At 74.2% G+C, this 16,743-nt stretch carries 18 protein-coding genes; 8 read left to right on the top strand and 10 right to left on the bottom strand.

The window, feature by feature from the left end; genetic code table 11:
• Nucleotides 1-151 precede the first annotated feature (151 nt).
• Nucleotides 152-1,141, top strand: coding sequence for a DUF2157 domain-containing protein (locus LG943_RS19205; RefSeq protein ID WP_270073704.1), 990 nt, complete (start codon nucleotides 152-154; stop codon nucleotides 1,139-1,141).
• Nucleotides 1,142-1,369: 228 nt separating this feature from the next.
• Here LG943_RS19205 and LG943_RS19200 read toward each other — a convergent pair whose 3' ends face one another.
• The 3 genes from LG943_RS19200 to LG943_RS19190 form a co-directional block, all read right to left on the bottom strand.
• Nucleotides 1,370-2,500, bottom strand: coding sequence for a methyltransferase domain-containing protein (locus tag LG943_RS19200; protein ID WP_270073703.1), 1,131 nt, complete (start codon nucleotides 2,498-2,500; stop codon nucleotides 1,370-1,372).
• A 488-nt stretch (nucleotides 2,501-2,988) separates the two neighbouring features.
• Nucleotides 2,989-3,408: a hypothetical protein gene (locus LG943_RS19195; RefSeq protein WP_270073702.1), complete on the bottom strand. Its 420-nt coding sequence runs from the start codon at nucleotides 3,406-3,408 to the stop codon at nucleotides 2,989-2,991.
• Between the two features lie 246 nt (nucleotides 3,409-3,654).
• Nucleotides 3,655-6,087, bottom strand: coding sequence for a Tex family protein (locus LG943_RS19190; RefSeq protein ID WP_270073701.1), 2,433 nt, complete (start codon nucleotides 6,085-6,087; stop codon nucleotides 3,655-3,657).
• 205 nt (nucleotides 6,088-6,292) lie between these two features.
• Between LG943_RS19190 and LG943_RS19185 the strand changes: the two genes are divergently transcribed.
• Complete coding sequence (locus LG943_RS19185) at nucleotides 6,293-7,489, top strand: VLRF1 family aeRF1-type release factor (RefSeq protein WP_270073700.1); 1,197 nt, start codon at nucleotides 6,293-6,295, stop codon at nucleotides 7,487-7,489.
• Nucleotides 7,490-7,633: 144 nt separating this feature from the next.
• Complete coding sequence (locus LG943_RS19180; protein WP_270073699.1) at nucleotides 7,634-8,329, top strand: hypothetical protein; 696 nt, start codon at nucleotides 7,634-7,636, stop codon at nucleotides 8,327-8,329.
• A gap of 164 nt (nucleotides 8,330-8,493) precedes the next feature.
• On the opposite strand, the gene LG943_RS19175 is transcribed toward LG943_RS19180, so the two are convergent.
• From LG943_RS19175 to LG943_RS19165, 3 genes are all read right to left on the bottom strand, one after another.
• Nucleotides 8,494-9,048 (bottom strand): AAA family ATPase, encoded by a 555-nt coding sequence (locus tag LG943_RS19175; protein WP_333486396.1) that lies wholly within the window; start codon nucleotides 9,046-9,048, stop codon nucleotides 8,494-8,496.
• Between the two features lie 17 nt (nucleotides 9,049-9,065).
• On the bottom strand, nucleotides 9,066-9,392 hold the full coding sequence (locus LG943_RS19170) for a hypothetical protein (protein ID WP_270073698.1): 327 nt from the start codon (nucleotides 9,390-9,392) through the stop codon (nucleotides 9,066-9,068).
• 341 nt (nucleotides 9,393-9,733) lie between these two features.
• The gene (locus LG943_RS19165; RefSeq protein WP_270073697.1) at nucleotides 9,734-10,018 is read right to left on the bottom strand and encodes a hypothetical protein; all 285 of its coding nucleotides are present in this window, start codon (nucleotides 10,016-10,018) and stop codon (nucleotides 9,734-9,736) included.
• A 141-nt stretch (nucleotides 10,019-10,159) separates the two neighbouring features.
• Between LG943_RS19165 and LG943_RS19160 the strand changes: the two genes are divergently transcribed.
• The 3 genes from LG943_RS19160 (at nucleotide 10,160) to LG943_RS27685 (ending at nucleotide 12,286) form a co-directional block, all read left to right on the top strand.
• Nucleotides 10,160-10,954 carry a helix-turn-helix domain-containing protein gene (locus LG943_RS19160; RefSeq protein WP_270073696.1) on the top strand — a complete coding sequence of 265 codons (795 nt, stop codon included), beginning with the start codon at nucleotides 10,160-10,162 and terminating at the stop codon, nucleotides 10,952-10,954.
• Complete coding sequence (locus LG943_RS19155; RefSeq protein ID WP_270073695.1) at nucleotides 10,929-11,105, top strand: DUF397 domain-containing protein; 177 nt, start codon at nucleotides 10,929-10,931, stop codon at nucleotides 11,103-11,105. Before LG943_RS19160 ends, LG943_RS19155 begins: the two co-directional genes overlap by 26 nt.
• A gap of 212 nt (nucleotides 11,106-11,317) precedes the next feature.
• Complete coding sequence (locus LG943_RS27685) at nucleotides 11,318-12,286, top strand: DUF7144 family membrane protein (protein ID WP_333486395.1); 969 nt, start codon at nucleotides 11,318-11,320, stop codon at nucleotides 12,284-12,286.
• A gap of 235 nt (nucleotides 12,287-12,521) precedes the next feature.
• Here LG943_RS27685 and LG943_RS19145 read toward each other — a convergent pair whose 3' ends face one another.
• Nucleotides 12,522-13,376: a deoxyribonuclease IV gene (locus tag LG943_RS19145; RefSeq protein WP_270073694.1), complete on the bottom strand. Its 855-nt coding sequence runs from the start codon at nucleotides 13,374-13,376 to the stop codon at nucleotides 12,522-12,524.
• Nucleotides 13,377-13,447: 71 nt separating this feature from the next.
• On the opposite strand from LG943_RS19145, the gene LG943_RS19140 reads away from it, so the two are divergent.
• Nucleotides 13,448-13,876, top strand: coding sequence for a hypothetical protein (locus LG943_RS19140; RefSeq protein WP_270073693.1), 429 nt, complete (start codon nucleotides 13,448-13,450; stop codon nucleotides 13,874-13,876).
• Nucleotides 13,877-13,935: 59 nt separating this feature from the next.
• On the opposite strand, the gene LG943_RS19135 is transcribed toward LG943_RS19140, so the two are convergent.
• Nucleotides 13,936-14,475, bottom strand: a complete 540-nt coding sequence (locus LG943_RS19135) for a TetR/AcrR family transcriptional regulator (RefSeq protein WP_270073692.1) — start codon at nucleotides 14,473-14,475, stop codon at nucleotides 13,936-13,938.
• Between the two features lie 86 nt (nucleotides 14,476-14,561).
• Here LG943_RS19135 and LG943_RS19130 point away from each other — a divergent pair, with 86 nt between their 5' ends.
• Complete coding sequence (locus LG943_RS19130; protein WP_270073691.1) at nucleotides 14,562-15,509, top strand: SDR family NAD(P)-dependent oxidoreductase; 948 nt, start codon at nucleotides 14,562-14,564, stop codon at nucleotides 15,507-15,509.
• Between the two features lie 44 nt (nucleotides 15,510-15,553).
• Here LG943_RS19130 and LG943_RS19125 read toward each other — a convergent pair whose 3' ends face one another.
• Complete coding sequence (locus tag LG943_RS19125; protein ID WP_270073690.1) at nucleotides 15,554-15,925, bottom strand: VOC family protein; 372 nt, start codon at nucleotides 15,923-15,925, stop codon at nucleotides 15,554-15,556.
• Between the two features lie 152 nt (nucleotides 15,926-16,077).
• Nucleotides 16,078-16,590, bottom strand: coding sequence for an LURP-one-related/scramblase family protein (locus LG943_RS19120; RefSeq protein ID WP_270073689.1), 513 nt, complete (start codon nucleotides 16,588-16,590; stop codon nucleotides 16,078-16,080).
• Nucleotides 16,591-16,743 lie beyond the last annotated feature (153 nt).

Raw genomic sequence — 16,743 nt, 5'->3', positions numbered from 1 at the left:
GGGGGCGCGGGGGCGCCTCCGCCGGTTTCGGCCCCGGGCGCGCGCCGCAAGTTGAGTGCCCGTACTCACGCCCCCGACCGCGCCGCCACGATGGGATGGGTACACCGGTCGGCGACCGGTCACCCCGGAGGCGACGAGGAGGCGGACGGACATGAGCGGAACCGAGGGTGCGCACGACGAGGCTTTGCGCGGCCTCGTGGAGCGCGGTGTGCTGTCGGGCTGGCAGGCCGACCAGGTGCGGGCGGCGCTGGCCGCCCACGAGCCCCGGCGCGCCGGCGCGCGCTGGACGGAGGTCGTGGGCTACATCGGCGGCGGCCTGGTGCTGGCCGGCGCCTGCGCGCTGGTGGGCGCCTCCTGGAGCGAGCTGAGCCGCCCGGTGCGGGTGGCCCTGCTCGCCGCGCTCGCCGTGGTCGCGGTCGCCGGCGCCCTGGTGATGGCGGGCGGCCCCCAGCACCTGCGGGGCCGCCGGGGCACGGTCCCCACGGTGCGGCGCCGCATAGGCGGGGTGCTGCTGGCGTTGGCCTCGGTGCTCGCCGCCTTCGCGGTGGGGGAGTCCCTGGAGTACGACGGCGACCTCACCTGGGCGCCGGTGCTGGTCGGCCTGGTGGTGGCGGCGGCCGGCTACGCGGCGCTGCCCTCGGCGGTGGGGCAGGTGGCGGTGTGGGGGATGGCCGCCGGGCTGGTGCCGGCGCTGATCGACACCTGGTGGCCCCAGACCCGCCACTTCAGCCTGCTGCTGGGCGGTGCCTGGATCGGGCTCGGGCTGGCCTGGGCCGCCCTGGCCGCCGCCGGCGCGCTCGTCGAGCGGCGCCTGGGCCTGGGGCTGGCGCCCGCGCTGGCCCTGGTGGGCTCCCAGATCGTGCTGGCCTGGGACGGCTACACCGCCTGGGGATACGCCGCCACCCTGGCCGTGGCGGCGGCCTGCCTGGTCTTCTACCGGTGGGAGCGCAGCGCCGTGCTGCTGGTGTTCGGCGTCCTGGGGATCACCGTGGGCCTGCCCGAGCTGGTGTGGGACCTCACCGACGGCGCGATCGGCGCGGCGGCGGTGCTGCTGCTGGCGGGCGCGGTGCTGCTGGTGGCGAGCTGGGTGGGGCTGCGCACCCACCGCCGCGCCAAGCCCGCCGCCCGCACCGCCGGATGACCCGCCGGACGGGCGCGCCCCGCCGGGGGGAGGGCGCCGGGCGGCGCCGTGGACGGCGGCCCCGCCCGGCGCCCTCCCCCCGGCGTGCGCGGTGCGCCGCACTCCGGGCCGCCTCAGCGGCCCCAGCGGCACAGCGCGCCCAGCAGGTCGGACCCGCCGCGCGACGGCTCCGCATCGCGCAGCGGCGTGCTCTCGGCCTGCTGGAGCAGCGCGGGGCAGCGGCCCCCGCTACCGGGATGCCCCGACCGGCTGGGACACCGGGTGGTCGGGGGTGTCCAGCCACACCTCGTGGGTGCCGTCGGGGTGCACGGTCAGGCCGAACCGGTCCACTCCCGGGCTTCCCTGGGCCAGCCACCACCGGTACGCCGCCTCCACCTCCTCCCACAGTCGGCGCGGGCCGCCCTGGTACGCCGAGGTGGTGCCGTCCTCGGTGACGGCCGCGGCCCAGGAGTGGTCGGTGAGCCCGTACAGCCACACCTTGCCGTCGCGGGCGTTGTGGACGGCGTCGGGCACGAGCAGGCCCAGCAGCATGCCGGTCCCGCCGTAGCCGGGATCGAAGAGGTCGGCCACGTCCAGGTCGGTGCGCATGGCCGTGGAGTCGCCGGTGCGGACGTACTCCTCGTGGTCGGGCCACGCCCGGCGCTGGGAGCGCGCCTTCATGAACTGCGCGGGTCCGGTGAACTGCCCCGACGCGCTGCCGTCGGCGGCCACCACCAGCCGCGCGAGGGCGTCGTGCGTGCTGAAGTGGGTGCCCCAGGGCGCCAGGATCACCCCGCCCGGCCGGGTCTGGTCGATCCACGCCACGGGCACCGCGCGCACCCCCACCGTGGCGATGACGCGGTCGTAGGGCGCGCGGTCGGGACACCCGGCCAGGCCGTCCCCGGCGACCACCACGGGCCGGTACCCGGCGGCGCGCAACCGCGCGCGGGCGCGCTCGGCCAGCGACGCGTCGACCTCGACGGTGGTCACCGCCTCCGCGCCCAGGCGCTCGCACAGCAGCGCGGCGTTCCAGCCGGTGCCGGTGCCGATCTCCAGCACGCGCATGCCGGGCCGGGAGTCCAGGTCGCGCAGCATCGCGGCGACGAGGCTGGGCATGGACGCGCTGGAGGTGTACACCTCACCGGCCTCGGCGGTGGCGCCGTCGTCCCACTGCACGGTGATGGGCACATCGGCCTCGGCCCACCGCGCCCAGGCGTCGGGGTCGGCGGCGCGGTCCACCCGGCGCCGGTCGTCCTCGGGGGTGAAGGGCCAGATGACGTCGGGCAGGTAGTCCGCGCGTGGCACGGCGCGGAAGGCGCCGCGCCACGCGGGATCCAGGGTCTCGGTGGCCAAGAGGAACTGTTCCAGCTCCTCGGTCACTTCTCGTGCCGTCCGGGGCGCGGGCCGCCGTCGGGGCTGGGCGGCGGCGGTGGGGGCATCGGCTGGGGGCGCGGCTGCGGCGGTCCTTCGTGGCGGCCCATCGGTTCTCCTCGGGGTCGGCGGCTCGCGGCACCACCGTAGCCCCATGGTTACCTGCTGTTATTTCCGGTGACCGAATGTGTCCGGATCCGGTCACCCGACCCCGGCCGAACGCGCCCCCGCTCCCGTGCTCGTCTGCCACTCTCCGTTGTGGACAGGCAATGGCAGTGCGCTGCGGGACGGTCGCCTTCCGCTGGTGACCTCGGGGGATCGCTGTTCAGGAGGAAGTGACCGACGACATCCGGCGCGCTTTCGCGGGCCTCGACCGGGCCGTGCTCATCCCCGACCGCGTTTGGCCTGCCGGACTTGAGCCGCCGGTGGACCGCGCCGTCGATCCGCGGGCATGGGCCGGGCCTCCCGCGCGGCCGGCCGCGCCGGCGTCCACGGCCTTAGGTGTGGCGGGGGCGGTCGCGCAGGGGGCAGGCGGCGTCGGGGTCCCAGCGGTTGGGGGAGCAGGCCACGGCGGAGGCGAAGGCTCGTCGGTCGCCCTCCAGCGACCAGGACCAGGTGATGTCGCGGCCGTCGGCCAGGTCGCGGGCGGCGTGCTCTTGGCGGTCGGCCGTCCAGAGGCCGGGGACGGCGATCGTGTCGGCGACCGCGCGGTACTCGGCCGCCAGCCACCGCGCCGCGTCGTGCGCGGTGTTGTAGGTGCCCGCCGCCGCCTCGGCGGGCTTGCGCAGCCACCAGCACGCCTTGAGCGGCGGCACGGGCGACCTCGCGAACGCGGCCTGGTCGATGTGGGACTCGTAGGTGTGGCGGCGCTGGTACTCGGTGGCGGTGCCGCGCCAGCGGTAGACGTGGTAGTGCACCCCGTGATCGTGGCACAGTTCGTAGGGCTCTACGCCCCTCTACGTCCAGATGAGAGGGGCGGGCGCGGCGGCGGCGCGCGGCGATCGACGGCGCGCCAGGCCGACACGCGACGATGGCGCGCCACGCCGACACGGGCGCCGACGCGTCCGCCGCCCCGCCGCGTCGGCGCCGGGGCGCCTGGGCGGAGGCCGCCCCCGCCCAGGCGGCCCCCTCCCATCGGCGCTCCCGCCCCTCCTAGGCGGTCCTCAGCGCAGACCCTTGTCCAGGCCGGCGCGGCGCAGGGCCTCGGCCATCGCGCTGTTGCCGCCCGCGTCCGGGGCGCCGCCGCGGCGGCCGGTCTGCCTGCCGCCGCCCTGCCCGCCACGGCCGCCTTGTCCACCCTGTCCGCCCTGGCCGCCGCCCTCGCCGCGGCGGCGGCCGCCGCCTCCTCCGGCGCCCCGGCCGCCCTCACCGCGCTCGGCGCGTCCGCCGCCGCCCTTGGCCGGGCGCTCGGCCTCCGGGTCGTCGTCCAGGCGCATGCTCAGCGAGATCCGCTTGCGGTCGGTGTCGACGTCCATCACCTTCACCCGCACGATGTCGCCGGGCTTGGCGACGTCGCGCGGGTCGTTGACGAAGCTCTTGGACATCGCCGACACGTGCACCAGCCCGTCCTGGTGCACGCCCACGTCCACGAACGCGCCGAACGCCGCCACGTTGGTGATCACGCCCTCCAGGATCATGCCCCGCCGCAGGTCGGCCAGTGTCTCCACGCCCTCCTTGAACGCGGCCGTGGTGAACGCCGGACGCGGGTCGCGCCCCGGCTTCTCCAGCTCCTTGAGGATGTCGGTGACCGTCGGCAGCCCGAACACCTCGTCCACGAAGTCGTTCGGGTCCAGCCCGCGCAGCGCCGACCCGTTGCCGATCAGGTCGCCGACCTGCCCGCCCGTCGCGTTGAGGATCCGCCGCACCACCGGGTAGGACTCCGGGTGCACGCTGGAGGCGTCCAGCGGGTCGTCGCCGCCCCGGATCCGCAGGAACCCCGCGCACTGCTCGAACGCCTTGGGCCCCAGCCGCGGCACCTCGGTGAGCGCCGAGCGCGCCCGGAACGGCCCGTGCGCGTCGCGGTGGTCCACGATGTTCTGCGCGATCGTGGAGTTGATGCCCGACACCCGCGACAGCAGCGGCACCGACGCCGTGTTGACGTCCACGCCCACCGCGTTCACGCAGTCCTCGACCACCGTGTCCAGCGACCGCGACAGCTTCACCTCCGACAGGTCGTGCTGGTACTGCCCCACCCCGATCGACTTGGGGTCGATCTTGACCAGCTCCGCCAGCGGGTCCTGGAGCCGCCGCGCGATCGACACCGCGCCGCGCAGCGACACGTCCAGGTCCGGCAGCTCGCGCGAGGCGTAGGCCGAGGCCGAGTACACCGACGCCCCCGCCTCCGACACCATCACCTTGGTCAGCTTGGCCGGGGCCACCAGCTTCACCAGCTCCCCGGCGAGCCTGTCGGTCTCGCGCGAGGCCGTGCCGTTGCCGATGGCCACCAGCTCCACCCCGTGCTCGCGCACCAGCCGCGCCAGCGTTGCCAGCGCCTCGTCCCAACGCCGCGCCGGGGCGTGCGGGTACACGGTGTCGGTGGCCACCACCTTGCCGGTGCCGTCGACCACCGACACCTTCACGCCCGTGCGCAGCCCCGGGTCCAGCCCCAGGGTGGGTCGGCTGCCCGCGGGCGCGGCCAGCAGCAGGTCGCGCAGGTTGGCCGCGAACACCCCCACCCCGTCGTCCTCGGCGCGCTGCCACAGCCGCATCCGCAGGTCGATGTCCAGCCGCACGAACACCCGCGTGCGCCAGGCCCAGCGCACGGTGTCCAGCAGCCAGCGGTCGCCCGGCCGCCCCCGGTCGGCGATCCGGTAGCGGGCGGCGATGGCGCGCTCGTAGGGGCCGGGCGCGGTGGGCGCGGCGTCCTCGTCGTCCTCCGGCTTGAGGGTGAGGGTCAGCACCTCCTCCTTCTCGCCCCGGAACATCGCCAGCACCCGGTGCGAGGGCAGCTCCATCAGCCCCTCGCTGAAGTCGAAGTAGTCGGCGAACTTGGCGCCGTCCTGCTCGCGGCCCTCGCGGACCTGCGCCACCAGCCGCCCGCGCTGCCACAGCCGCTCGCGCAGCTCGCCCACCAGGTCGGCGTCCTCGGTGAACCGCTCGACCAGGATCGCGCGGGCGCCCTCCAGCGCGGCGGCGGTGTCGGCCACGCCCTTCTCGGGGTCCACGTAGGCCGCCCCGGCGTCCTGGGGGTCCAGCCCGGGGTCGCCCAGCAGCGCGTCGGCCAGCGGCTCCAGCCCGGCTTCGCGCGCGATCTGCGCCTTGGTGCGGCGCTTGGGCTTGAACGGGAGGTAGATGTCCTCCAGCCGGGCCTTGGAGTCGGCCTCGTTGATGCGCGCCTCAAGCTCGGGCTCCAGCTTGCCCTGCGACCGGATGGAGTCCAGGATCACGGCCCGGCGCTCCTCCAGCTCCCGCAGGTAGCGCAGCCGCTCCTCCAGGTGGCGCAGTTGGGCGTCGTCGAGGGCGCCGGTGGCCTCCTTGCGGTAGCGGGCGACGAAGGGCACGGTCGCCCCGCCGTCCAGCAGCGCGACGGCCGCCGTCACCTGGTTTTCGCGGACGCCGAGTTCCTCGGCGATCCGCCGGTCGATGCTGATCGTCACGTTGGGGTGTCCACTTTCTCGTTCTGGTCCGACGGTGCATTCTCCTGTGGCCCACAGATGTTGTCACGCCGGACCCGCGCCGCCCGCCCCCTCACGCCGCCGCGCCGGTTTTGGTCCGGTGCTGACCCCGCGCCGACCGGGCGTTGAACGCCCTGCTGGTCTCCTGTAGGGAAAGGACGCCTCAGCAGAACGAGAGGGGACGAGCGTGAACGTCGACCCGACGTCGCTGCGCGACCTGGCCGCCATCTCCGACGACATCGGCGTGCTCACCGTGTACGCCACCGCCGACCCCCGCGACCGCACCGCCTCGCCCGCCTGGCGCCTGTCGGTCGACAACGCCCTGGGCGAGGTGCGCGGCGGCGCCGCCAACGGCGGCGACAAGGATCGCCAGGCGGCCGTGCTGGACCGCCTGGACCGGTTGCGCCCCGAGATCGACAGCGTGCTGCACACCACCGAGCCCGGGGTCGGCCGCGCGCTGTTCGCCCCGGTCACCGGGGACGAGGTGCACACCCTCACCGTGCAGGTGCCCCTGGACGACTGCGCCGTCCTGGCGCCCCACCCCTACCTGCGCCCGCTGGCCGCCGCCCTCACCCTGGGCGCGCCCGCCGGGGTGGTGGCGGTCTCCCACGACGGCGTGCGGGTCATCGACCTGCGCTTCGGGGCCGCCTCGGAGGTCACCCGGCTCGACTTCGCCCTGGACAACGACGACTGGCGCGGCACCCGCCCCGCCGCCGCCGGGAACCGGGGGCCGGGCGGCGGCGCCCCCTCGCGCACGGCCGGGGCCGCCGAGCGCTTCGACCGCCGCGTCACCGAGAACCTGCTGCGCTACCTCAACTCGGTGCGTCCGCGCATCGCCGAGATCGCCGACGCGCGCGGCTGGCGCGAGGTCGTGGTCACCGGTGACGCCCGCCTGCTGGAGGTGGTGCGCGAGGGCCTGCGCGCCGACCGGCCGCGCCGCGACGTCATCCTGCTGGACCGCCGGGTGTCGCCGCAGCGCCCCGTCCCCGAGATCGCCGAGCTGGTGCGGCCCGAACTGGAGGAGGCGCGCATCCGCGCCTGCCGGTCGCTGGCCGAGCGGGTGTGCGACATCGCGCGCTCGGGGGGCAACGCCACCACCGGACTCAGCGACACCCTGGGCGCCCTGCGCGAGAACCGGGTCGCCCACCTGGTGATGGACGGCACCCGCACGCTGACCGGGCACCGGGGCCGCGACGGGCGGTACTACCCTCAAGGGGAGCTGCCGCCCGGGGAGTCCTACACCTCCATGGCCGAGGAGTTGGACCTGGGCGAGCGGATGATCGAGATGGGGCTCGCCACCGGCGCCGAGGTCACGCTGCTGCCCGAGGGGGCCGCCGACGCGCTGGCCGAGGCCAAGGGCGTGGCCGCGCTGCTGCGCTGGTAGCCGAGGGGCGATGGCCGGCCGGTCGTTGACCGGTCGGCGACTCCGCCCTGCACCGGGCGCGCACGGCTGCGGAAGGCTGCGGAAAACGACTCGGCGGGTGGGCGCCGGTGGCGCGGGCGGGTGCGGGAGCGGAGGGCGGTCGGGGTGCCGGGGATCGGCGTGCGCGAGTTCCAGTTGGTGCTGCTGCGGCGGATGGCCGACTTCCAGCCCGGCCTGGTCGAGGACGCCAGGCGCGCCCTGGGCGCCTCGCGCACTGAGATGCGCGAGGTCAACGCCGCCTGGCAGCGCATGATCCGCTCCCCCCGCGCCCCCGCCGGGCCGCGGCGCCACACCTCGGTCCTCGGCCCGCCCGAGAGCGACGGCGAGCGGGCGGTGGGCGACCTGGTCTGCCGCGTCCTGCGCTGGCCGCTGCCGCTGTGGCCCGACCTGCGGTTCGAGGTGGTCGCGCTGGGGGAGCGCACCGTGCTCCAGGAGTGGCTGGTGCGCGCGCCGGGGTCGGCGCCGCCCGCGCTGCGCGGGGTGGCCGACCTTGCGCCGTGGTCGTGCGTGGTCGAGGACGTGGGGCGCGCGTTCCCCTCGGCCCGGCCGCTGGAGGGAACCGCGCCCGCGCGCTGGCGACTGGTCTTCACCGCGCCCGGCGGCGGCCTTGATGGCGGTCCCGGTGGCGGCCTCGCAGGCGAAGGCGAACCCGGCCGCTACGTCGCCGACTTCACGTGGGGCCTGCTCCAGGAGGTCCGGGCACTGGACATCGGTCCCGGCCCCGGCTCCGGAGTCGAGACCGGAGCCGGTTCCCGAGCCGACCCCGCCCCGGGATCCGGCGGTCGGTCGGCTGCGCGCTAAGCACTAGCGCCGGTTGCTCCGGCGGGACTGGCGCCGCATCAGGGTCGCGACGGTCACGAAGATGGTGGGGATCCCGATGATCAGCACGGCTATGACGATGAGTTCAGCGGTTCCGATCTCCATGATCAGGCGACTACCCGCTGATACGCGCCCCACACCGGGGTTTAGCCGCCGCAGCGCCCGCTGATCAGGGCCGCCACCTGGTCCGCCAGCGGCGGGGCGCCGCGCCGGTTGTCGATCTCGGCGTGGGGGACCGGCGGGGGTTCGTCGGGCCGGACGCGGGCGAGGAAGCTGGCGAAGTCGTCGGTCTTCCCGGAGTCGCGGGAGCGCCCGCGCCCGCCGATCCGCGCCCGCAGGGTGTCGGCGTCGCTGCGCACCCACACCAGCCGCACCGGCGGCCCGCCCAGGTCGGCGGCCCAGGCGCGCCAGCGCTCGGGGTCGCGGATCTGCCCGGTGAAGGGCGCCACCAGCATCACCGGGCACCCCGCCGAGCGGATCTCGCGCGCGGCGGCGGTCATGCCCGCGTACTCGTGGACCTTCACGTGGTCGTCGTACCAGGCGCCCTCGCGCTCGCCGTAGGGGCGGCCGTGGGCCGACAGCACCTCGGCGACGAACCCGCTGAACAGGGTGTCCTTGTCAAGCAGCGCGGGGACGGGGCGCAGCGCGGCCAGCAGCACCTCGGCGGCGGTGGACTTCCCCGCCCCGGGCGCACCGGCCACCACCCACACGTCGGCGTTCAGGAGTCGCCCAGGATGTCGGGAGCGTAGTACTCGTCCACCGGGACCGGGCCTCGGTACCCCTGGCACATGCACTGGCGGTAGGTGCCGCCGCTCTGGCCGACCCAGCGGCCGGGGATGACGACCTGGGCCTGGCACAGCTTGGACTCCTGGTCGTGGAACACCAGGTGGTGGCCGCAGCCGCAGATGGGTTGAGGGGTGCGCGGCGCGGCGGGGACGGCGACGGGCGGGCGCTGCTGCGCGGGGGAGCGCCGTGGGATGAGGCGGCCGATCATGACGCCGCCGAGGGCAATGGCGGCTCCAACGACGAGGCTGACCGGATCCATCCTGCACCGCCCTCCGACGAAGTTCTCTTCATTGTCACCGACGACCCCGCCCGGCGCCCGGTGGTCCGGGCCGTTTTCCCCTCCATTCTGCGTCCGCAACCGCCGGGACGCCATGGCCACCCGGCGCGATTCGCGCGGCCGGGTGGCCGGGTTGGCGGGCCGTCCAATGGATTACGGCCGCAGGTAGGGCCGGACCCGCGCGGGCCTCTCCTGGGGGAGGGGCGGGAACCTGCTGTTCTCGCGGCGGGGGTTGCCGCAGTAGCCGCAGGGATCGGTCCGGCTGGGACGTTCGCAGAGTCGGCAGGTCCATTGCCCGGAATCGGGGGGCTCCTCTGCCGGGTCTACCGGGACATCGGTGTCCGCCATGCGCTCACCTCCACCCGGTCGGGTGGGGATTCGAGGAGCCGTTCCATCTGCCCGGGGTGCGGACTGGCGAGCGTGGGCGCCCAGTCCTTTCCCTCGGGCATCTTCGCGGGGTCGAGGGTGGCGTAGTAGGAGCCGCCGAATTCCCCGTCCTCCATTGAAGGCCAGACGTAATAGGCCGGATTGACCGCATTGAGGTCGATCACGCGAATTGCGACATCGGACGGAAGCGCGGCGATGATGTGATCGGGCGGCAGTCTCATGGTGTCTCCACGTCTCAAGAAACTTCTTGGCGCTTCCAGGGTCGCTCCGCCAACACGCTTGGGTAAGGGGAATGACCACGCCGTGGACGATCTGGGTAGACTCGCACGCGGAGAGAAACATTGTGTGCGATCCTTGGAAACATGAACGCGCATCATCGACAGTTCGGGGAGAAACTCCGCGAATGGCGTAAGAGTAAGTCGCTGACTCTGGACCAAGTGGCATCGCTGTCGAATCTCTCCAAATCCACCCTCAGCAAGCTAGAGGGCGGGCAGCGATCCACGGCTCTCGGCAACATCGAACGTCTCGACCACCTGTATGAAGCAGGTGGAGAGTTGGTCCGAGCCTGGCAGGAGTCAAGGGAACGTGCAGCCGACCCCCCGTGGCTCAACCTGGTCCGAGAAAGCGAAGAGCGGGCCACGGAGATCCGGAACTGGCATCCCTACCTACTCCCCGGCCTCCTGCAAACCCCCCGCTATGCGGAGATCCTGATCGGCCACGGCTCACCGGGCGAGAATCCGGATACCGTCACAGCCCTCGCCAAAGCCCGCTGCGAACGCCTGGGGCAGTTGCGAGCCGAGTTCCGGGCGGTCATCTCCGAATCCGCATTGCGGTCGATTGTCGGGACTCCGGCCATCATGAGGGAGCAGCTTCAGCACTTGCTCGACCTTGGAAGCCGAACACGCGTCCAGGTCCTTCCGTTGGGCTGCGGGTTCTTCGGCGGACTCACTGGATCGTTCCGCTTGCTGTCCTTCGCGGATCGCACGCCGCGTGTCGAATGCGAACATGCGGGCGGCTCGGTCCTGGTGTCCGATGCCGCTGAGGTACGACGGCTGACCTCGGTGTTCAGCGAGCTCTCCGGCTGGGCCTACGATTTCCGTACCAGCAGTGAGCTGATAAGAGAGGTTCTGCATGGATTCGCAGTGGAGGAAGAGTAGTTACTCGCAAGTTCGGGGTGACTGTGTGGAGTGCCGCGTCGCCCACACCGGCGACGCTCTGGTGAGAGACACCCAGAACCGGGACAGGGCCACGCTCGCCTTCCCCCGCGAGGAGTGGGCCGCTTTCCTCGCCGACGTCGACTCCCTCTGACACCCCTCCGACCGTGCCCTGGATGCCCCGCCATCGGCGTGGGGACCAGGGCATCTCTTTTTTGCCCTGCTTTACCGGACCCTGGTCGCCCGTACGTGGATTCGCGCCTTGGGTGTCGTGCATCGTGAGGCCATACCTAGTTCTCACAAAGACACCATGAGGAGCGGTACCACTGGTACGGCAGCCCCTCGACCCCGAGAGGAGCGCCAGCAATGAAGCGATCACGGGCGAACGGATGGGGCGTCTTCGGCGCGACGATGCTGTTCGTCGTCGGCGCCATCAACATCGTCCAGGGCCTTGTGGGCATGTTCCGGCCCGCCTTCTTCCTCGGTGCCGAGGGGGAACTGCTTGTCTTCAACTACCTGCTCTGGGGGCTGGTCCTGGGGATCTGGGGCGTGGTCCTGGTGCTGGCCGGGCTCGCGCTGCTCTCCGGGCAGATGTGGGCGCGGGTGTTCGCGGTCGTCCTGGCCGCCGTCAACGCCGTGGCCCAGTTGGCGTTCATCTCCGCGCACCCGCTGTGGTCGCTGGTGGTGATCGCCGTTGACCTGCTCATCGTCTACGGCATGACCGCCGGTTGGCCCGACGAGCCCCGCCGCGACGCCTACGACGCGGGCCGCTCCGACGCCCAGACCGCGCCCGCCCACTACGGCCAGGGCGCGCCCCGGGGCGGCCACATGTCCGGCCAGACCGGCGAGATGGTCGACCAGGGCGGCCGCACCGCCTACGCGGGCCAGGGCGGCGAGCCCGCCGCCGCCGGGATGGGCGGCGAGCAGGGCTACGGCGAGTACGGCTACGGCGAGCAGGGCTACCCCGCCCACAGCGGTGAGCGCGGGCAGGCCGCCGAGGGCGGCATGCGTGAGCCCGTGGCCGCCGGAGGCGTGCGCGATCAGCACGACTACAGCCAGCCCATGGTCCAGGGCGACATGCCCCAGGGCGCCGGGCCGACCGGTCCGCAGCAGCAGACGTACTACACCGAGACCGGCCCGCGCGGCGCGATGGGCTACGGCGAGCCGTCCGGCCGCGCCGAGTCCCGGGGCGTCGGCGAGCAGTGGATGCCCGAGACCGGCGGGGGCCGCCGCCGCAGGCCCGACAGCGGGATGGGCGGCGCCCCGGACCCGCGCCAGGGCATGGAGCGCCCTCCGGGCACCCGGCCCGGCAAGCACGAGCAGCGGATGGGCTGACCGCCCGTACGCGACCGCAGACGGGCGGACGGCGATCGGCCTCCGCCGTCCGCCTCCGAAGAACAGGACGGGCGCCTTCGCCGCAGCGAAGGCGCCCGTCCTTGTTTTTCGGTCCGCCGGTGTTCGGCCCGCTCGCGTTTCGGTCCGAAAGCGGCCCTCTCCCCGCTCCCAGCGTCGGCGCGGGGAACGGGCAACGCCGAACGGGCCGAACGGAAAGGGCGGGCCGGGGCCGGTGTCAGCCGCGCAGTTTCTTCAGCGCCGCGATGTCGGTGGCGTGCGGCCCGGCCGGACCCGGCGTCTCGCACACCACGGGCACGCCCGCGCTCACCGGGTGGGTGAACAGCACCCCGAACGGCTCGGCACCGATGTGGCCCGCGCCGATGTTCTCGTGGCGGTCCTTGTTGCTGCCGCACGGCGCCTTGGAGTCGTTGGCGTGGATCAGCCGCAGCCGGTCGGCGCCGACGACCTCGCCGAAGCGGTCCAGCATCTCGGCCATGCCCGCCGGGGTGGCCACGTCGTGCCCGGCGGCGAAGACGTGCGCGGTGTCCAGGCAGACGGCGGCGCGCGGGTGCCAGCCCAGGGCGCCGAGGTAGCCCGCGAGGTCGTCCACCGTCGCGCACAGCACCTGCCCCTGGCCCGCCATCGGCTCCAGCAGCACCGGCGGGACGTCCTCGCCCAGGCGGTCCAGCAGCGGGACCAGCCGGTCGCGCATCCGCGCCAGGCCCTCCTCGCGCCCGCCGCGCACCGCCGAACCGGTGTGCACGACCACGCCCCGGGCGCCGATGGCCGCGCCGCGCACCAGCGCGTGCTCCAGGGAGGCCAGCGAGCGCTCGGCGACGGCGTCGTCGGGCGCGCCGAGGTTGATCAGGTAGGTGGAGTGCACGAACACCGGAAGCCCGGCGTCGGCGCGCTCGCGCAGCGCGGTGTCCTCGGCGGGGACACCGGCGGTGACCGCCCATCCCCGGGGGTTGGAGACGAAGACCTGCACGGCCTCGGCGTCGACCTCGGCGGCGTAGGCCAGGCCCCGGGTGGCCAGGCCGCCGGCGACGGGAACGTGCGCCCCGATGGGCGATACGGCGAGATCAGTCATGGTTCCCCCAGCTTAGAGGCTGGCCCGGCAAGCCGCCCCTCGGCGGCGGGCGCCGCTGGCAGGATGGAGGCATGGCTGACGCGACCGCACGCTCGTCCCGATTCGCGCCCGACTGGAGCGGCATCGCCCGGGGCGCCGCCGTGGGCGGCGCCGCGACGGTGGCCGTCGGGCTGGCCGCGCTGGGCGGCGGCTGGGCGGTGGACGCCCTGTTCGGGGGTGATGTGGTGGGCGCCAACATCGGGGTGGGCATCGGGATCATGGCCGTGCGCCTGGTGGCCACACCCCTGGCGGGGTGGGGGCTGCTGCGGCTGTGGGGGGTGCCGCGCGCGGGCGCGGCGGCGCTGTTCGGCACGGCGGCCTACCTGCTGCTGGCCCTGCCGGGGTGGACGGACCCCGCGCCGCCGGGGGTGGTGGCGGCCTGGCTGGTGCTGGGCGCGCTGGCGGGCGCGGTGGGGGTGTACGCGGGCGGCTGCACGGCGCGGGAGCGGGCCGGGCGCTAGCAGTGCCGAGCGGCGCCGAGCGGCGCTGAGGCCGTAGGGGAGGCCGGGCGGGTCGACGGTCAGTGCGCCCGCAGCCCGGCCAGCAGCGTGTCCACGAAGACGTCGCGGTCCTGGAGTGTGCCCAGGCGCACCGCGTACTCGATGCCGCAGACGAGGCGCTGCACCTGTTCGGGCGAGACGTCCGGGCGCACCACGCCCGCCGCCTGGGCGCGCTCCAGCAGGCTGCCGAGTTCGGTGAGGATCGCGGACTTGAGAGCGGCGACCTCCTCGCTCATGTCCTCGTTGGCGAGCAGGACGGCCTGGAGCCCGCCCGATTCCAAATGCAGGTCCAGCACGGCGCGCAGCGCCGTCTCGAAGGCGTGCCCGGGGTCGGGGCGGGCGGCGGCCGTGCGGGCGACCTCGGCCAGCCGGTCCAATGCCTCGAAGGTCAGCGCCTCCACCAGGGCGTGGGCCGTGGCGAAGTGGCGGTAGACGGTCCCGACTCCCACGCCCGCCTCGCGGGCGACGTCGTTGAGGCGGAGGTCGCGGGGGTCGTGCCGCCGCGCGGCCTCCAGGATGCGCTCGCGGCTGCGGGCGGCGTCGGCGCGGAGTGGGGTCATGACGGCACTCTACCAAAAGCGGATGGTCTATCCGTATAGTGCTAGCGTAAGCGGATGAGTTATCCACTTGATGGGAGAGTGCTGTGATGTGGGATCCCGACAGGCTGCCCGAGCAGGCCGGGCGCACCGTGGTCGTGACCGGGGCGACGGCGGGGATCGGCTACTTCGCCGCCGAGCAGCTCGCCGCCGCCGGGGCGCACGTGGTGCTGGCGGGGCGGTCGGCCACACGGCTGGACACCGCCGAGGCCGCGATTCGCGGGCAGGTGCCCTCGGCGTCGCTGAGCCGCGTGATGCTGGACCTCGCGTCGAAGGAGTCGGTGGCCGACGCCGCCGCCGAGCTGGCGGCGCGGCAGCGGATCGACGGGCTGCTGCTCAACGGGGGCTCCATGTCGGCGTGGGGGTCGAGCCGCACCGCCGAGGGGCTGTCGACGCTGCTGGCCACCCACGTCGTGGCCAACGTGGAGCTGGTGGGCCGGCTGCTGCCCGCGATGGCCGAGACCGGGTGGCGGCACGGCGGGCCGGTGCGGATCGTGCACACCTCGACGGGGTTCGTGGGGCTGCTGCGCAAGGGGGTCAGCGACGTGCGGCGCGGGTCGCGGATCGGCGTCGTGGCCTACACCCGGGCCAAGGCGGTGACGGAGATGTTCGCGTTCGAGCTGGACCGCCGACTGCGGGCGGCCGACATGCCGGTGGCCTCCCTGGTGACGCAGCCGGGTGTGGGCGTGGACGCCAGGACGCCGCGTCGGCCGGGGATCCGCGACGAGACGGTACCGGTGCGCCGGCACCCCTTCGCGCCGTGGGCGCAGGGCAAGGACGCCGCCGCCTGGCCGGCGGTGCGCGCCCTCACCGACCCCCGGGCGAAGGGAGGGGAACTGTACGCACCGCAGAGCGGGGTGAAGGGGCCGCCGGTCCGCGCCACCCCGCCGCCGCTGACGGCGAATCCGGCACCGGAGGCCATGGCGGCGGTGTGGCGGCAGTTGGAGGAGTTGGCGGGAGTGCGGATCCCGGTGGGTACGGGAGCCGCCCGAGGGTGAGGAACGGGGGCGCGCGGCGGGGCGCCTCAGGGCACGATCGCTCCTTAGCCCTTGGGCGCCTCGAAGATCAGGCAGAACGGGTGGCCCGCCGGATCGGCGTAGACCCGGAAGTCCTGGCCCTCTTCGCCCCCGCCGAGCCGCGTGGCGCCCAGGGCCAGCACCTGGGCCTCGGCCGCATCGACGTCGTCCACGCGCACGTCCAGGTGCACCTGCTGGGGGTGGGCGGGGTCGGGCCACTGGGGCGGCACGTGGTCGGGCACGTGCTGGAAGCAGACCATGGTGCCCTCGGGGCCGCCCAGTTCGATCCAGTCGCCGTCCACGCGGGTGATGGGCAGGCCGAGCAGTTCGGAGTAGAAGCGGGCGAGGGTGTGGGTGTCCGCTGCGTCGAGGACCACGGCCTCAAGGCGACCGACCATCTGCGGGCTCCTTCCACGAAAGGGGCGGCGCCGATCACCGCCCAGAGCGCAATGCTGCCCTCCTCGGAGCGACCCATGCCCGGTGGCACTCCGGCGGATGGGCGGTGATCGTCCGGCGGGCCGGTGGTTGGCCACCCCCGCCCCGGCGCGCTCTAGTCGTCGCCCGCCTCGCCGTCCTCGTCCGTCATGGCGTCCACGCACACGGCCACGCTGAGCACGAGCGCGGGGTCGCCACCGGCGTCGGTGCGGTAGGTGTTGACGTCCACCGCGTAGGTGTCGCGCAGCCGGAACCACTTGCGGGAGATGTGGGCGACCGTGCCGTTGGGGTCGCTGATCACGTACTCCTTGCCGAGGAAGTCGCCGCTGACCTCCCAGTCGTCGGCGTCCTTGAGGTCCACCACGAACTTGTCCTTGATGGGGTTGATGATGCGCTTGCGCACGGTGGCCACCGTGTCGCCGTCGCGCTCGATCCGCATGGCGTCGCGCACGCTGAGCAGCTTCTTGCGGATGGTCAGGAGTTCGTTGCCCTCGGCGTCCTTGAGTTCGAAGGTGGTGCGGATCCGCATCGCCTTGCCGTCGACCAGGAAGACCCGCTGGCCCGCCTCGTCGGTCACCCAGTAGTCGTCGCCGATGTCGAACATGCGCTCACGAACCAGGAACTTCACGGCCGCCCCATCCTTGTCGCGGTTGGCCCCGGCTCCGGCGGCCGGGGGTCGCTGACGACGCTAGGGGACGGCCCCGGCCGGGACAAGGCGCGCGGGCGGTGCGCGGCGGGCCGGCCCCGGCCGGGCGGGGGACTCCGCCCTCCTCCCGCGCGC

It is taken from the genome of Streptomonospora mangrovi (assembly GCF_027604915.1).
Taxonomy (GTDB): Bacteria; Actinomycetota; Actinomycetes; order Streptosporangiales; family Streptosporangiaceae; genus Streptomonospora; species Streptomonospora mangrovi.
This window is presented reverse-complemented; position numbering and strand designations above follow the sequence as displayed.

What these genes read in the sequence shown, in the direction of transcription:
- LG943_RS19205 (WP_270073704.1), top strand. Translation starts at nt 152, where the DNA reads ATGAGCGGAACCGAGGGTGCGCACGACGAGGCTTTGCGCGGCCTCGTG.
- LG943_RS19170 (WP_270073698.1), bottom strand. Translation starts at nt 9,392, where the DNA reads ATGGATCCGGTCAGCCTCGTCGTTGGAGCCGCCATTGCCCTCGGCGGC.
- LG943_RS19165 (WP_270073697.1), bottom strand. Translation starts at nt 10,018, where the DNA reads ATGAGACTGCCGCCCGATCACATCATCGCCGCGCTTCCGTCCGATGTC.
- LG943_RS19160 (WP_270073696.1), top strand. Translation starts at nt 10,160, where the DNA reads ATGAACGCGCATCATCGACAGTTCGGGGAGAAACTCCGCGAATGGCGT.
- LG943_RS19155 (WP_270073695.1), top strand. Translation starts at nt 10,929, where the DNA reads ATGGATTCGCAGTGGAGGAAGAGTAGTTACTCGCAAGTTCGGGGTGAC.
- LG943_RS27685 (WP_333486395.1), top strand. Translation starts at nt 11,318, where the DNA reads ATGAAGCGATCACGGGCGAACGGATGGGGCGTCTTCGGCGCGACGATG.
- LG943_RS19145 (WP_270073694.1), bottom strand. Translation starts at nt 13,376, where the DNA reads ATGACTGATCTCGCCGTATCGCCCATCGGGGCGCACGTTCCCGTCGCC.
- LG943_RS19140 (WP_270073693.1), top strand. Translation starts at nt 13,448, where the DNA reads ATGGCTGACGCGACCGCACGCTCGTCCCGATTCGCGCCCGACTGGAGC.
- LG943_RS19135 (WP_270073692.1), bottom strand. Translation starts at nt 14,475, where the DNA reads ATGACCCCACTCCGCGCCGACGCCGCCCGCAGCCGCGAGCGCATCCTG.
- LG943_RS19130 (WP_270073691.1), top strand. Translation starts at nt 14,562, where the DNA reads ATGTGGGATCCCGACAGGCTGCCCGAGCAGGCCGGGCGCACCGTGGTC.
- LG943_RS19125 (WP_270073690.1), bottom strand. Translation starts at nt 15,925, where the DNA reads ATGGTCGGTCGCCTTGAGGCCGTGGTCCTCGACGCAGCGGACACCCAC.